This is a genomic window from Streptomyces sp. NPDC006602 (genome assembly GCF_042870385.1).
Classification (GTDB): Bacteria; Actinomycetota; Actinomycetes; order Streptomycetales; family Streptomycetaceae; genus Streptomyces.
Window position 1 is genome coordinate 82,039 of record NZ_JBIAHG010000019.1, and the last position, 14,314, is coordinate 96,352.

The window sequence follows — 14,314 nt, forward strand, 5'->3', positions numbered from 1 at the left end:
GCGCTTTCCCCCTTGCTGGCTTCCCGGTTTCCTGGAGATCCTCATGCACGACGAACGCCGCCGGATCGAGGAGCGCGTCGAGCGCGTCCACACCCAGCGCATCAAGCCCGCGATCTACGCGGCCGCCGTCCCCTTCGAGGTCGAGGCCTGGCAGGCGCCGGGGGAGCCGGTCCCCTTCGCGGAGGCCGCCGCCGCGCCCTATGAGCCCTTCGCGATGGACACCCCCTGGGGTCCGCCCTGGGGCACCACCTGGTTCCGGATGAGCGGGCAGGTCCCGGACGAGTGGGCCGGAAAGCGCGTCGAGGCGGTCATCGACCTCGGCTTCGTGGGGGACTGGCCCGGCAACCAGGCCGAGGCGCTGGTCCACCTCACGGACGGAACGCCGCTGAAGGCGGTCAATCCGCTCAACCAGTACGTGCCGATCGCCAACCCCGCGACGGGCGGCGAGGTGATCGACTACCTGGTCGAAGCGGCCTCCAATCCCGACATTCTCGCCAACAACTTCTCGGCCCCGACCCCGCTCGGCGACGTCCTGACGGCGGGCGACAAGCCGCTGTACACCTTCCAGCGCGCCGACCTCGCCGTCCTCGACGAGGAGGTCTGGCACCTCGACCTGGACCTCCAGGTGCTGACCGAGCTGATGGTCCACCTCCCCGAGCACGAACCGCGCCGGCACGAGATCATGCACGCCCTGGACCGGGCCATGGACACCCTCGACCTGGACGACGTCTCCGGCAGCGCCACCGCCGTCCGCGAGGTGCTCGCGCCCGTCCTGGCCAGGCCCGCCCACGCCAGCGCCCACACGATCTCCGGCGTCGGCCACGCCCACATCGACTCCGCCTGGCTGTGGCCGATCCGCGAGACCAAGCGCAAGACGTCCCGCACCTTCTCCAACGTGACGTCCCTGGCCGACGAGTACGAGGACTTCATCTTCGCCTGCTCGCAGGCCCAGCAGTACGAGTGGGTGCGCGACAACTACCCGCACGTGTGGGCCCGCATCCAGGACTCGGTGAAGAAGGGTCAGTGGGCCCCGGTCGGCGGCATGTGGGTCGAGGCCGACGGCAACCTGCCCGGCGGCGAGGCCATCGCCCGCCAGCTCATCCACGGCAAGCGGTTCTTCATCGAGCACTTCGGCGTCGAGACCAAGGGCGTGTGGCTGCCGGACTCCTTCGGCTACACCGCCGCCTACCCGCAGCTCGCCAAGCTCGCCGGCAACGAGTGGTTCCTCACTCAGAAGATCTCCTGGAACCAGACCAACAAGTTCCCCCACCACACCTTCTGGTGGGAGGGCATCGACGGCACCCGCGTCTTCACCCACTTCCCGCCGGTCGACACCTACAACGCCCGCTTCAGCGGCGAGGAGATGGACCGCGCGGTGCGCAACTACCGTGAGAAGGGCGGCGGTTCGCGCTCCCTCGCGCCGTTCGGCTGGGGCGACGGCGGTGGCGGCCCCACCCGCGAGATCATGGAACGGGCGCGCAGGCTCGCCGACCTGGAGGGCTCGCCCAAGGTCGTCATCGAGCACCCCGACGCCTTCTTCGCCAAGGCCCGCGAGGAGTACCAGGAGGCCCCGGTCTGGAACGGCGAGCTCTACCTGGAGCTGCACCGCGCCACCTACACCTCCCAGGCCCGCACCAAGCAGGGCAACCGCCGCAGCGAACACAAGCTCCGCGAGGCCGAGCTGTGGGCGACGACGGCCGCGCTGCACGCGCCGGGCTACGCGTACCCGTACGACAAGCTCGACCGGCTGTGGAAGACGGTCCTCCTGCACCAGTTCCACGACATCCTGCCCGGCTCGTCGATCGCGTGGGTGCACCGGGAGGCGGAGGCCGAATACGCGCGGGTGGCCGAGGAGCTGGAGACGCTGACGGCGGAGGCGGTCGCGGCGCTGGGCGCCGGCGGCACCCGCGTGTTCAACACCAGCCCCTGCGACCGCGCGGAGGTCCTCCGCACGGCCGACGGCACACCGGTGTACGTGGAGGTGCCCGCGAGCGGCAGCGCGCCCCTGTCCGACGCCAGGCCCGGTCAGCCGGTGAAGGCGGAAGGGCTGGTCCTCGACAACGGTCTGGTGCGTGTACAGGTTGCGGAAGACGGCACACTGGCTTCTGTATGCGATCTACGGTCGAACCGTGAAGTGCTCGCCGACAAGGGCAACCTGCTCCGCCTGCACACCGACCTCCCGAACTACTGGGACGCATGGGACATCGACAAGCACTACAAGAACCGCTACACCGATCTCCTGTCCCCCGACTCCGTCGAACTCGTCTCGGCCGACCCCCTGCTCGGCGCGATCCGCGTCACCCGGTCCTTCGGCAAGGGCTCGACGCTCACGCAGACCATCACCGTCCGCGCCGACAGCCCCCGCATCGACTTCGAGACCGAGATCGACTGGCACGAGACCGAGAAGATCCTCAAGGCGGGTTTCCCGGTGGACGTCCGGGCGGCGCACTCCTCCGCGGAGATCCAGTTCGGCCACGTCCAGCGGCCCACCCACACCAACACCAGCTGGGAGGCGGCCCGCTTCGAGGTCTCCGGCCACCGCTGGGTGCACATCGGCGAACCCGGCTACGGCGTCGCGGTCATCAACGACTCGACGTACGGACACGACGTCTCCCGCACGGTCCGCGAGGACGGCGGAACGACGACCACGGTCGCCCTCAGCCTCGTGCGCGCCCCGCGCATCCCGGACCCCGAGGCCGACCAGGGCCTGCACCGGTTCAGGTACTCCCTGCTCCCGGGCGCCACGATCGGCGACGCGGTCGCCGAGGGCTACGCCCTCAACCTGCCGCTGCGCGTGGCCGACGCGGCAGGCGCCCCGCAGCCGGTGGTGTCCGTGGACGGCGAGGGCGTGACCATCGAGGCGGTCAAGCTCGCCGACGACGAGTCCGGCGACGTGGTCGTGCGGTTGTACGAGTCGCGCGGCGGCCGCGCCCAGGGCGTCCTGCGCACCGGATTCCCGCTCGCCGGCGCCCAGGTCACCGACCTGCTGGAGCGGCCCCTGCCCGACGAGGCCGCGGAGATCGACGGCGACGGAGCGGTCGTAGTCTCGCTGCGCCCCTTCCAGGTCCTGACGCTCCGCCTGCAGCGCGGCGCCAGGAGCCGGTAGAGCCGGTAGACACCGGCCCCCGGGGCGGGCACGCTCGCCGCGCGCCCGCCCCCTTCCCGAAGTGACCTTGTTCTGCGAGGAGTTCAGCCGTGCCCATGCAGCCGTGGTTCACCGACGCAAAGTTGGGGATCTTCGTCCACTGGGGGATCTACGCCGTCGACGGCGTCCAGGAATCGTGGTCGTTCTACGACGACATCGTGCCGCACGAGCAGTACATGTCCCAGCTCGACCGCTTCACCGCAGCCAACTACGACCCGCGCGCCTGGGCCGAGCTCTTCGCCCGGGCAGGCGCCCGATACGCCGTCCTCACCAGCCGCCACCACGACGGCGTCGCCCTGTGGGACACCGCGTACGGCGACCTCAACCTCGGCCGCGACCACATCGGCCCCTACGCCGACGCCCTGCGCGAGAAGGGCCTCAAGGTCGGCCTGTACTACTCCCACTCCGACTGGAACCACCCCGACTACGCCAGCACCCGCAAGCCGGGCCGCCCGCCGGAACAGGAGGACAACCGCTACTCCGAGGTCGCGGCCGAGTTCGAGGACCTCGATGCCTGGGAGCGGTTCATCGCCTACCGCGACGGCCAGATCCGCGAGCTGGCCTCCCGCTACCGGCCCGACCTGATGTGGTTCGACGGCGAGTGGGACCGCAGCGAGGAGCAGTGGCGCATCAAGGAACTCGCGGCGCTCATCCGCTCGTACTCGCCCGACGTCGTCTTCAACGCCCGCATGCTCAGCGAGGGCGACTACGCCACCCCCGAACAGGGCGCCCCCATCGAACCGCCCGACGGGCCCTGGGAGCTGTGCCTGACGATCAACGACTCGTGGGGCTACCAGCACCACGACCACAACCACAAGTCGCTCACCCAGCTGATCCGCTACTTCACCGAGACCATCGGCGGGGGCGGCAACCTCCTCCTCGACGTCGGCCCGATGGAGGACGGCACCATCCCCGAGCCGCAGGTCGAGCGCCTCGAAGGCCTGGGGGAGTGGATCCGCAAACACTCCGAGGCCGTGTACGGCACGGTGCGCGGGCTGCCGGCCGGGCACCACTACGGGCCCAGCACCCTCTCGGCCGACCGCCGCACCCTCTACCTCACCCTCTACGACATCCCGCGTGCCGAGATCGGCGTACGCGGCCTCGTCACGCCGGTCCGCGGGGTCACCGTCCTCGGCACCGGCACCGAGCTCGCCCACCGGGTGGTCGGCGGACTCCACGAGGCCGTCGGCGTGCTGTGGATCGACCCGCCCACCGCGGCCGACCTCGATCCGCACGCCACCGTCCTGGCCCTCGAGCTGGACGGGGAGGTGGAACTGTATCGGGGGTCGGGCCGCTTCTGAGGCGGACTTCCCCCGGTCCGCAGCCGCGCCGCCGCGTTCGCGGTCGGCGCGGGTGAGTGCGTGACGGGAGCGGCTAGGCCGGTGCGATGGCCGAAGCGGAAGCCGAAGCCGTCGCGGACGCCGTGGTGTCGGTCTCCGCGGTGATCGGCTCCGCCGGCTGTGAGGCCGGGGCGGGGGTCGTCGGCAGCGGGTCCGGCACCTCCGCGCGCTGCTGCGGGAGGGACACCGGACGCAACTGGCGCGGGCCCGACACCACCGTGTAGTCCTGACCCAGGAACGGCGGCATGATCTCGCCCGGATCCTCGCCCAGCGCCAACTGCACAGCCGCCCACGGGGCGTTGACCCCGCACAGCGCCAGCTGGTGCAGTCCGCCCGCCGGGCGTGTGTTGACGTCCATCAGGACCGGCGTCTCACCGAACATCCGGAACTGGATGTTGGACAGATAGTGCAGACCGAAGCCCTCCGCGATCCGCCGCGCCGGCTCCAGCCACTGCTCGGCGAGCGTGAACCCGCGGCGGCGGCCGTTCTTGGTGCGGCCGATGGCCAGCCGGATCCGGTTGTCGGGGCCGGTGAGACAGTCCACCGACACCTCCGGCTGCTCCAGCCGCGGCATGACCAGCCAGTCGACCTGCTCCTCCCCGTCCTCCGCGGCCTGATCGAGGGCCTCCAGCACCAGATCCAGCGGCACGTACGGGCTCGGGAAGCCGTTGAGGTGCATGAGTGAGAAGGGGGCGCGCGTGATCACACGGAAGCCCACCCCGCCCGCACCGGACGCCGGCTTGAAGCACGCCTTGTAGCCGCCCGCCTCCAACTCCTCGACAGCGGCGACGAGTTCGTCGGCGTTGCGGACCCGCCACCACGGCGGCACCGGCGCGCCGATCGCCTGGACCGCCTCGTAGGCGATCACCTTGTCGTGGAAGACCGCCACGGCTTCGGGCGGCGGGGCCAGCAGGGCCGTACCCACCGCCTCGAAGTCGGCGCGGTGCGTCACGATCGCCGACTGGTGCAGCCGGGGCACGAAGACGTCGATGCCGCGCCGCGCACACTGGTCGAGCGCGTACTCGACGTACGCGGCCGGGGACAGGCCCTCCGGCTCCAGGTCTGCGGTGTCGGCCGCGGCCAGTACGGGGGAGTCCGCGTCGCCGTGCGTTGCATGGATCTCGACGGCGCGGTCGCTGGGATTTCGCCGCAGCTGATCCATGAAGAACACGTTCTCCGCGTACGTGCGGTTGAGCCAGACGCGTACGCGAGAGACCATGCAGGCCGCCTTTCACGGTTCGCGGGCAGGGCGGAGCACGCCCGTGCCCGGGCAGGGTGGTTGGAGGAACACCAAACCGCCCCGTGCGAAGGGCGTTCATGAGCGGTGGTGTTGGGGCGATCATACGGCTTTGCAGGGGTGCCGCGTGCAACGTGCGTGTTACGGATTTCCCGATCATGCTTACTCCCGTGGTGGGGGGCATGATCGCGTGTCACGCGCCGCGCCGGAAGATCGGTCGACCCGATGCCGCCTTGTCCTTCGAAGGGCCACTGTGTTCTCGTGGTCCTCTTGAGGTGCTCGGAGGGGGCGGAAGTGACGTCGACGGTCGGCGGTGCCGGACAGCTGCTGGCCATCAGCGATCTGCACATCGGGTACGAGGAGAACCGCGCGCTCGTCGAGAACATGCGCCCCGAGACGGACGAGGACTGGCTCCTGGTGGCCGGCGACGTCTCGGAGACCGTGTCCGACATCCGCTGGGCCCTGGAAACCCTCGCCGGCCGCTTCCGAAAGGTCCTGTGGGCCCCCGGCAACCACGAACTGTGGACCCACCCCAAGGACCCCGTCACCCTGCGCGGAGTCGCCCGCTACGACCACCTCGTCGCCCTGTGCCGGGAACTCGGCGTCACGACACCCGAGGACCCCTACCCCGTGTGGCAGGGCCCGGGCGGCCCGGTCGTCGTGGCACCGCTGTTCCTCCTGTACGACTACTCCTTCCTGCCGGCCGGCTGCGTGACCAAGGACCAGGGGCTGGAGTACGCGCACGGCACGGGCATCGTGTGCAACGACGAGTACCTGCTGCACCCCGACCCCTACCCGTCCCGCGAGGCCTGGTGCCGCGCCCGGGTCGCCGAGACCGAACGCAGGCTCGCCGCCCTGCCCGACGACCTGCCCACCATCCTCGTCAACCACTACCCGCTGGACCGGCACCCCACCGAGGTCCTGTGGCACCCCGAGTTCGCCATGTGGTGCGGCACCACCCGCACCGCCGACTGGCACCGCAGGTTCCGCGTCGAGACCATGGTCTACGGCCATCTCCACATCCCCCGCACCACCTGGCACGAGGGCGTCCGCTTCGAGGAGGTGTCCGTCGGATACCCCCGCGAATGGCGCAAACGCCAGGAGCCGCCGGGGCGACTGCGGCGGATCGTGCCGAGGGAGGCCGGGGCGCGATGATCGAGGAACTCCTGCCGGCCACGGTGGTGGCCGTGGAGGCGTACGCCCACGACGAACCCGTGAACACGCGCCTGTACCCCGAGGAAGAGGCCGTCCTGACCCAGGCGGTGCCCAAGAGGCGCCGCGAGTTCACCGCCGTACGCGGCTGCGCCCGCCGGGCCATGGAGAAGCTCGGCGTGCCACCGCAGCCCGTCCTGCCCGGGGAACGCGGCGCACCGCGTTGGCCGGCCGGCCTCACCGGCAGCATGACCCACTGCGACGGATACTGCGCCGCCGCCCTGGTCCGCGCCACCGACCTCGCCTCAGTGGGCATCGACGCCGAACCCGACGGCCCGCTGCCCGACGGCGTCCTGCACTCGGTGTCGCTGCCCGCGGAACGCGACCGGCTGCTGCGGCTCGCCCAGGACCACCCCGGCACACACTGGGACCGGCTCCTGTTCAGCGCCAAGGAGTCCGTCTACAAGGCATGGTTCCCCCTCACCGGGCAGTGGCTGGACTTCAGCGAGGCCGACATCGAGATCCTCGTCGCCCCCGGCGAGCGGCTCGGCGGCACCCTCCGCGCCGAACTCCTCGTACCGGGACCGACGGTGGGCGGGCGACGGCTCGGACACTTCGAGGGCCGCTGGACCGCACGGCAGGGGCTGGTGGCGACGGCGGTCGCCGTGCGGCACGCCTGACGGACGCGGTGCGACACGGCTGACACGTCCTGCGCTACGCGTCGGGTGGGCACCAGGTGTGCAACAGCCGGAAGAACGCCTCCTCGTTGCCCACCAGGCCCGCCCGGGCCAGGGCCTCTTCCGCCTCGGCGAGGACGGCGGGCGGAACCACGGGTGGCCGGGCGGCCCGCGGCGGGCCGGGCGCCACGTCGAAAGCCGCGCGCACGGTGTGCAGCAGCCGCAGATAGGCCTGTACGGCGGTGCGCTCGCGGTCGGTCAGTACGGCGGTGGGCATCGGGCGGCTCCCCCATGTCGGCGTCGTCGGTCGTGCGCCCCCGGACGGCGGCGCACATCCAGCTTGCCGTCCACCACTGACAATCCGGCCGCCGTACGCGTCGGTTCGCCCGCTTAGCGGAGGCGAAACCTCCCCGAAATCCCCGGAGGGAATGGCCCTTTACGCTGACCTGAAGGGCTTTCGGCCGCCAGGCCGCGGCCAAGGGAACGGGAGGCGAGCGCGTGGTCGACGCCCCGCGACGTCACCCCGCGCGCACCGTACGGCTGCGCTCGGTGGGCGACACAGAACTCGAACTGCAGTACCGCGTCGTGCACGGCTACCGCCGTGCCTTCCGCATGGCCGGCAAGGGGCCGGCGCTGGTGCTCATCCACGGCATCGGGGACTCCTCCGCCACCTGGGCCGAACTCATCCCCGACCTCGCCCGCACCCACACCGTCATCGCCCCCGATCTCCTCGGCCACGGCCACTCCGACAAGCCCCGCGCCGACTACTCGGTGGCCGCCTACGCCAACGGCGTGCGCGACCTGCTCACCACCCTCGGCATCGAGTCCGCGACCCTCGTCGGACACTCCCTCGGCGGCGGCGTGGCCATGCAGTTCGCCTACCAGTTCCCCGAGCGCACCGAACGGCTCATCCTGGTCAGCGCGGGTGGCGTCGGCCGCGAGGTCACCCCCGTCCTGCGGCTGGTGTCCCTGCCCGGTGCCCACCTCATGCTGGCCGGCCTCCGCCTGCCCGGCATGCGTCTCCAAGTGGGCCTCGCGGTCCGCCTGATGAAGCTCCTCGACACCGACCTCGGCCAGGACGCCCCCGAGTTGCTCACCCTCGTGGACGCGCTGCCCGACGAAACCTCCCGCAACGCCTTCATCCGCACCCTGCGCGCGGTCGTCGACTGGCGCGGACAGGTCGTGACCATGCTCGACCGCTGCTACCTGACCGAGGGCATGCCCACCATGCTCCTGTGGGGCGACCGGGACAGCGTGGTGCCCGTGCGGCACGCCTACGGGGCCCACGAGGCGATGCCGGGCAGCCGACTGGAGATCTTCGAACAGGCCGGCCATTTCCCGTTCCACACCGACCCGGCCCGCTTCGTCGCCCTCGTGGAGGAGTTCACCGCCGGTACGGAACCCGCCCACTGGAGCCGCGACCACTGGCGCGACCTGCTGTGCTCGGGGCGACCTGGGACGTCAGCGGGGCGGCCGGACTCCGCCCGCAACCGGGCCGTGGAGCGGGATATGCGGGAGGCCAGCGAACGCAGTGCCACATGAGTGGCCTCGGGGCGTCAGCCCTGCGATCCCAGGTAGCCGAGCGACGCCTCGATCCGCCCCGCCAGATGATCGCGCTGCACCGGCCCCCGCAGTGACGAACCTGCCAGCCAGGCACGGCACTTGCTGGCGAGGAGCAGGCCGAAGCGTTCGGCCTGCTTCTCGTCGGTCTGGTCGAACCGGCTGCGGGCGGCGACCTTCAGGACCGTCGCCTGCAGGTCCGCGTCGTCGCACAGTAAGCGGGCCGCGACCGCCGCGCCCTCGACGTGGTGGCTGCAGTGCCCGGCGTTCATGTGCCACAGCTCATGGCCGAGAATCACCAACTGGTGGTCGGGCGCGGTGCGTTCCTCGATCACCACGAGGTCCTGGTCGGCCATGTCGAGCCACAGCCCGCTGGCCGTGCCGGGCGGGAAGGCGGAGGTACGGAAGTGGACCGGGCGGCCGCGCCGTCTGCTCATCGCGCCGCACAGGGCGCCGTACAGGTCCGCGGGCCGTGCCGGTGCGGGAAGGGTCAGCTCCGCCACCAGCTCGCCGCACAGGCGGCGCATTTCCTTACCGATGCCCACAGTTCTCCCCCGGGTCACGACTCGGGCCGCTTGACGCTTTCCAAGAGCATGTCCAGCCACTCCGCCACCTTGTCGCGGTGCTGGTCGGTGGGCAGCTGTGCGGCCCGCCAGGCGATCCCGCGGACGCCGTGGTCCTGCAACAGCCGCTCCAGCGGATCGTCGGCGGCCGCGGCCGCCTGTCGCTCACGGTCGGCGAGCTTCTGCAGGAGCTCCTGCTCGGTGCGCTGCAGGGTGCCCGCCAGCGCCTCGGGGTCTTCGGCCGTGAGGAACCCGGCGTGCACCCGGAAGAAGCGCTGGATGGCGTCGCAGTGCTCCATGGTGGGACGCCGGTCGCCGTTGATGAGCGCTCCGGCCTGCTGCCGGGACATGCCGGCGCCGTCGGCGATCTCCTGCTGGGTGTACTTGCGGCCGTTCGGCTTGAGCCGGGTGCGGCGCAGCAGGTCCAGGCGTTGCAGGAACCGCGCCTGCACATCGGGCTCGCCGGCGGGCCGGCCGCTCAGCAGGGCTTTGACCACGGGCTCGGTCACGCCGGAGGCGACGGACAGCCGTCCGGTGTCGAAGACCTCCGCGTGCGGCACGCCGAGCCGGTCCGCGAGCGCGGTGACGCGGACTACGACGGCCGGCAGTACCGTCGACGCCACGTCGCCCGGGCCCTCGAAGCCTTCCGACACCGACAGATCTCCTACGTTTCTCACTGGCTTCTCACAAGCGGTTGCCGTGAACTTCCCGGAGAGTAGCGGGTTGTTCGAACTTACATCCAGGTCTCGCCACAACTGTGGCCAATTTCAGCCGTCAACAGGCACGGAATGCCACGATAGTTGACACGCCTTGCGTCGGGGCACCAGGATCAACAAGGCCGCGAGAAGGCCGCATAGGCAAGAGGGGTGACCTCCCGATGGCGTATCAGGCAGGTGGGCAGCGGTCGGTACCGCGGCCAGTCCCCGAGAGTCTTGAGGCCCAGGCGTATCTCCAGGACTACGCCACCCTCCTGGAGTCCGTTCCCTTTCCCTCCGTCGTCCTCGACCATCGCTGGGACGTCGTCCTGGCCAACACGGCTTTCGCGTCACTTTTCCGTGGCGTGGGCCCTCACCCGACAGCGATGCCGGGCGACAACTTCCTGAGGTTCGTGCTCTTCCACCCGGACGCGCACACCGTCCTCGGTGAGCACGAGTCACGCTGGTGCCTGCCGATGCTGGCGCACTTCGCCGCCGCCGTGGAGCGGCACGGCCACGACCACGGCCTGCAGTCGATCCGCCGGGACATCGCCCAGGACCCCATCATGGAGGCCGCCTACCGGCAGGGCCTGCCGCACTGGATCCGCGCGGTCGGCGAGCGGGCGGTCGAGCATGACGGCGCGGTCCGTCCGCTGAAGCATCCCGACCCGCGCTGGGGCGCCACCGAGTGCCGGGTCGTCGACGAGACGCCCAGGACCCTGGCCGACATGGGCTACACCCGGCTGACGCTGGTTCTGCGCCCCGCCCGCCGCCCGGCGGCCCCGGCGCGACGGGCGGTGCGCCCGCGCCGTACGGCAGGTCACCATCTCAGCGTGGTGCCCGCCCCCGAGGTCTGACAGGCACCGTCGGCGTTCAGGTCGCCGACGGCGCCTCGTCAAAGGCGACTTTCTGTTCTGTCTTCTGCTGCCACTCACTTGTGCCGCGGTGCCGTTCTCAGCCAGGGAGGTATGTGACATAGTACTGACGTGAGCGAGCGACTGACCTGCGATGTCGTGGTCGTCGGAGCCGGGATGGTCGGCGCCGCCTGCGCGCTGTACGCGGCCCGGGCCGGCCTCGACGTCACCGTCGTCGACCGCGGACCGGTGGCCGGCGGCACGACCGGCGGCGGCGAGGGCAACCTGCTGGTCTCCGACAAGGAACCGGGTCCGGAACTGGACCTCGCCCTGCTGTCCGGCCGTCTGTGGGCCGAACTCGCCGACCAGTTCGGTCAGTTCGTCGAGTACGAGGCCAAGGGGGGTGTCGTCGTGGCCTCTTCGCCCGACTCACTCGCCGCACTGGAGCGTCTCGCGGCACAGCAGCGCGCCGTCGGAGTCGTCGCCGAACCTGTCGAAGGCGACGCGCTGTACGACCTCGAACCCCATCTCGCGCCGGGGCTTCCGGGCGCCGTCCACTACCCCCAGGACTGCCAGGTGATGCCCGCCCTGGCCGCCGCCCACCTGGTCCGCGCGTCGGGCGCCCGGCTGCTCACCGGCCGTACCGTGACCGAGGTACTGCGCACCCCGGACGGTGCTGTGCGTGGAGTGCGTACCGGCCGAGGGGACATCCACGCGCCCGCCGTCGTCAACGCGGCCGGCACCTGGGGATCCGAACTGGCCGCCCTGGCCGGGACGGCCCTCCCCGTCCTCCCGCGCCGAGGCTTCGTCCTCGTCACCGAACCGCTGCCGCGCATGGTCCACCACAAGGTGTACGCCGCCGACTACGTGGCCGACGTGGCCAGCGACTCGGCCGCGCTGCAGACCTCGCCGGTCGTCGAGGGCACGGCGGCCGGGCCGATCCTGATCGGCGCGAGCCGGGAACGGGTCGGCTTCGACCGGACGTTCTCGCTGCCGCCCGTACGCGCCCTGGCGGCCGGCGCGACCCTGCTGTTCCCCTTCCTGTCGGACGTCCGCGCCCTGCGCGCCTACCTCGGCTTCCGCCCCTACATGCCCGACCACCTGCCCGCCATCGGCCCCGACCCCCGCGCCCCCGGGCTGTACCACGCCTGCGGGCACGAGGGCGCGGGCATCGGCCTCGCCACCGGCACCGGGCAATTGATCGCGCAGGCGTTGACCGCGAAGACCCCCGAACTGGACCTGACGCCGTTCAGACCCGACCGCTTCACCGAGGAGGCCGCATGAGCTCCCCCCTGGACCTGGCCGGAGCCCGGCCGGGCCCCGCCTTCACGGTCACCCTCGACGGCCGTGCGATCGAGGCACTGCCCGGCCGGACGGTCGCCGCCGCGCTCTGGGCGGCCGGCGTCACCTCCTGGCGCACCACCCGCGGCGAGGGCCGCCCGCGCGGCATCTTCTGCGGGATCGGTGTCTGCTTCGACTGCCTGGTCACCGTCAACGACCGCCCGAACCAGCGTGCTTGCCTGGTGACCTTGCATCCGGGTGACGCCATCCGTACGCAGGAGGGGACGGGCCACGATGACTGAGCGGGCACGGGAGGCAGTCGTACCGCATCTCGCGGTGATCGGCGCGGGACCCGCGGGTCTCGCCGCCACCGTCGCCGCGGCGGCTCACGGGGTACGCGTCACGCTGCTCGACTCGGCCGCGGAGGCGGGCGGGCAGTTCTACCGTCAGCCGGCGAGCGAACTGCGCGCCGCCCGCCCGCAGGCCCTGCATCACCGGTGGCGGACCTGGGAACGACTGAGGGACGGCTTGCGCACCGGCGTGAAGACCGGCGCTGTGACCCATTTGACGGACCATCACGTCTGGTTCGTCGAGCGACACGACAAGGGCTTCACCGTGCACGCCCTGCTCGGCCCCGAGCAGGTGGACCCGGTCGAGGTACGTGCCGACGCCGTCCTCCTCGCCACCGGCGGCTACGAGAAGGTGCTGCCGTTCCCCGGCTGGACCCTCCCCGGCGTCGTCACCGCGGGCGGCGCCCAGGCCTTGCTCAAGGGTGCCCTCGTGGTGTCCGGCCGTACCGCGGTCGTCGCCGGGACCGGGCCGCTGCTGCTGCCCGTGGCGACCGGCCTCGCCGCGGCCGGGGTGGAGGTGGCCGCGCTCGTCGAGTCCGCCGATCCCAGAGCGTTCGTACGGCGGACCCGCGCACTGGCCGCCCAGCCGGCCAAGGTCGCCGAAGGCGCCCGATACGCGGCCCGGTTGCTGCGCAGCCGGGTGCGGCTCCTCGTGGGGCACGCCGTCGTCGAGGCGCACGGCAGCGAGCGGCTGGAGGCGGTCACCGTCGCCGCACTCGATGTCGGAGGACGCGTGCGGCCGGGCACCGGGCGCCGTATCCCCTGTGACACCCTCGCCGTCGGCCACGGCATGCTGCCGCACACCGACCTCGCGGAAACACTGGGATGCCGCCTCGACGGGCCGAACGTCCATGTCGACGACGAACAACGCACCGGCGTCCCGGGCGTCTGGGCGGCGGGCGAGACCACCGGCATCGGCGGCGCGGCCCTCTCCCTCGCCGAGGGACACATCGCCGGACGCTCCGTCGCGGCCCGCCTGCACGACACCGCACCCGACCCGCGCACATGGGCGGCCGCGGCCAAGGCCCGTACCCGACTGCGGGCCTTCTTCGCCGCGCTCGACGGCGTGTACGCGCCACCCGCGCACTGGACCGAGCAGGTCACGGACGACACCGTCGTCTGCCGCTGCGAGGAGGTCACCGGCGGCGCGATCCGCGAGGCCGTCACGGAACTCGGCGCCGGTGACCTGCGCACCGTGAAGCTGCTGACGCGGGCCGGGATGGGCTGGTGCCAGGGCCGGATGTGCGGGCCCGCGGTCGCGGGGCTCGCCGGGTGCGAGTTCACGCCGTCCCGGCGGCCGTTCGCGCGCCCGGTGCCGCTCGGTGTGCTGGCCCACGCCGGAGAGTCCGAGGAGGACTGAGCGCCTTCGTCCCGTCAGCTGCTTCCAGATCAGTTCCAGATCATCATCAGTCAGTCAGTTCCAGACCCGTTCCAGACTCGTTGACCGACCAGTAAAATGT

Annotated in this window: 13 protein-coding genes; 9 read left to right on the forward strand and 4 right to left on the reverse strand. The window is 71.6% G+C overall.

Translation table 11 applies throughout. From position 1 onward, the window contains the following. Window positions 1–43: 43 nt before the first annotated feature. Window positions 44–3,106 carry an alpha-mannosidase gene (locus ACFYO2_RS34170; protein ID WP_388356889.1) on the forward strand — a complete coding sequence of 1,021 codons (3,063 nt, stop codon included), beginning with the start codon at window positions 44–46 and terminating at the stop codon, window positions 3,104–3,106. An 89-nt stretch (window positions 3,107–3,195) separates the two neighbouring features. Beyond that, window positions 3,196–4,446, forward strand: coding sequence for an alpha-L-fucosidase (locus ACFYO2_RS34175; RefSeq protein ID WP_388356890.1), 1,251 nt, complete (start codon window positions 3,196–3,198; stop codon window positions 4,444–4,446). Between the two features lie 73 nt (window positions 4,447–4,519). Here the strand turns inward: ACFYO2_RS34175 and ACFYO2_RS34180 are convergent, their stop codons facing one another. Beyond that, complete coding sequence (locus tag ACFYO2_RS34180; RefSeq protein WP_388356892.1) at window positions 4,520–5,704, reverse strand: ATP-grasp domain-containing protein; 1,185 nt, start codon at window positions 5,702–5,704, stop codon at window positions 4,520–4,522. A 312-nt stretch (window positions 5,705–6,016) separates the two neighbouring features. Between ACFYO2_RS34180 and ACFYO2_RS34185 the strand changes: the two genes are divergently transcribed. Continuing rightward, the gene (locus ACFYO2_RS34185) at window positions 6,017–6,877 is read left to right on the forward strand and encodes a metallophosphoesterase family protein (RefSeq protein ID WP_388356895.1); all 861 of its coding nucleotides are present in this window, start codon (window positions 6,017–6,019) and stop codon (window positions 6,875–6,877) included. Beyond that, window positions 6,874–7,554 (forward strand): 4'-phosphopantetheinyl transferase, encoded by a 681-nt coding sequence (locus ACFYO2_RS34190; protein ID WP_388356897.1) that lies wholly within the window; start codon window positions 6,874–6,876, stop codon window positions 7,552–7,554. The genes ACFYO2_RS34185 and ACFYO2_RS34190 overlap by 4 nt, the downstream gene beginning before the upstream one ends. Before the next feature lie 34 nt (window positions 7,555–7,588). Here ACFYO2_RS34190 and ACFYO2_RS34195 read toward each other — a convergent pair whose 3' ends face one another. Then, window positions 7,589–7,828, reverse strand: coding sequence for a hypothetical protein (locus ACFYO2_RS34195; RefSeq protein WP_388356900.1), 240 nt, complete (start codon window positions 7,826–7,828; stop codon window positions 7,589–7,591). A 221-nt stretch (window positions 7,829–8,049) separates the two neighbouring features. Here ACFYO2_RS34195 and ACFYO2_RS34200 point away from each other — a divergent pair, with 221 nt between their 5' ends. Then, window positions 8,050–9,093 carry an alpha/beta fold hydrolase gene (locus ACFYO2_RS34200; RefSeq protein ID WP_388356902.1) on the forward strand — a complete coding sequence of 348 codons (1,044 nt, stop codon included), beginning with the start codon at window positions 8,050–8,052 and terminating at the stop codon, window positions 9,091–9,093. A gap of 14 nt (window positions 9,094–9,107) precedes the next feature. Here ACFYO2_RS34200 and ACFYO2_RS34205 read toward each other — a convergent pair whose 3' ends face one another. Together ACFYO2_RS34205 and ACFYO2_RS34210 are read right to left on the reverse strand one after the other, a co-directional pair. Next, complete coding sequence (locus ACFYO2_RS34205) at window positions 9,108–9,638, reverse strand: toxin-antitoxin system, toxin component (protein WP_388357043.1); 531 nt, start codon at window positions 9,636–9,638, stop codon at window positions 9,108–9,110. A gap of 32 nt (window positions 9,639–9,670) precedes the next feature. Next, on the reverse strand, window positions 9,671–10,327 hold the full coding sequence (locus tag ACFYO2_RS34210) for a helix-turn-helix domain-containing protein (protein ID WP_388356905.1): 657 nt from the start codon (window positions 10,325–10,327) through the stop codon (window positions 9,671–9,673). Window positions 10,328–10,551: 224 nt separating this feature from the next. Here ACFYO2_RS34210 and ACFYO2_RS34215 point away from each other — a divergent pair, with 224 nt between their 5' ends. The 4 genes from ACFYO2_RS34215 to ACFYO2_RS34230 all read left to right on the forward strand — a co-directional run bounded on the left by ACFYO2_RS34215 (window position 10,552) and on the right by ACFYO2_RS34230 (window position 14,214). Then, the gene (locus ACFYO2_RS34215; protein WP_388356907.1) at window positions 10,552–11,226 is read left to right on the forward strand and encodes a hypothetical protein; all 675 of its coding nucleotides are present in this window, start codon (window positions 10,552–10,554) and stop codon (window positions 11,224–11,226) included. A gap of 129 nt (window positions 11,227–11,355) precedes the next feature. Then, window positions 11,356–12,507 carry an NAD(P)/FAD-dependent oxidoreductase gene (locus ACFYO2_RS34220; protein WP_388356909.1) on the forward strand — a complete coding sequence of 384 codons (1,152 nt, stop codon included), beginning with the start codon at window positions 11,356–11,358 and terminating at the stop codon, window positions 12,505–12,507. After that, entirely contained in the window at window positions 12,504–12,806 is a 303-nt protein-coding gene (locus ACFYO2_RS34225; protein WP_388356912.1) for a (2Fe-2S)-binding protein, read from the forward strand. Before ACFYO2_RS34220 ends, ACFYO2_RS34225 begins: the two co-directional genes overlap by 4 nt. Next, entirely contained in the window at window positions 12,799–14,214 is a 1,416-nt protein-coding gene (locus ACFYO2_RS34230; protein WP_388356914.1) for an FAD-dependent oxidoreductase, read from the forward strand. Before ACFYO2_RS34225 ends, ACFYO2_RS34230 begins: the two co-directional genes overlap by 8 nt. Window positions 14,215–14,314 lie beyond the last annotated feature (100 nt).

Bases quoted from the DNA above. Each gene is read 5' to 3' on its own strand.
- ACFYO2_RS34170 (WP_388356889.1), top strand. From the start codon at position 44: ATGCACGACGAACGCCGCCGGATCGAGGAGCGCGTCGAGCGCGTCCAC.
- ACFYO2_RS34180 (WP_388356892.1), bottom strand. From the start codon at position 5,704: ATGGTCTCTCGCGTACGCGTCTGGCTCAACCGCACGTACGCGGAGAAC.
- ACFYO2_RS34190 (WP_388356897.1), top strand. From the start codon at position 6,874: ATGATCGAGGAACTCCTGCCGGCCACGGTGGTGGCCGTGGAGGCGTAC.
- ACFYO2_RS34195 (WP_388356900.1), bottom strand. From the start codon at position 7,828: ATGCCCACCGCCGTACTGACCGACCGCGAGCGCACCGCCGTACAGGCC.
- ACFYO2_RS34205 (WP_388357043.1), bottom strand. From the start codon at position 9,638: ATGCGCCGCCTGTGCGGCGAGCTGGTGGCGGAGCTGACCCTTCCCGCA.
- ACFYO2_RS34215 (WP_388356907.1), top strand. From the start codon at position 10,552: ATGGCGTATCAGGCAGGTGGGCAGCGGTCGGTACCGCGGCCAGTCCCC.
- ACFYO2_RS34225 (WP_388356912.1), top strand. From the start codon at position 12,504: ATGAGCTCCCCCCTGGACCTGGCCGGAGCCCGGCCGGGCCCCGCCTTC.
- ACFYO2_RS34230 (WP_388356914.1), top strand. From the start codon at position 12,799: ATGACTGAGCGGGCACGGGAGGCAGTCGTACCGCATCTCGCGGTGATC.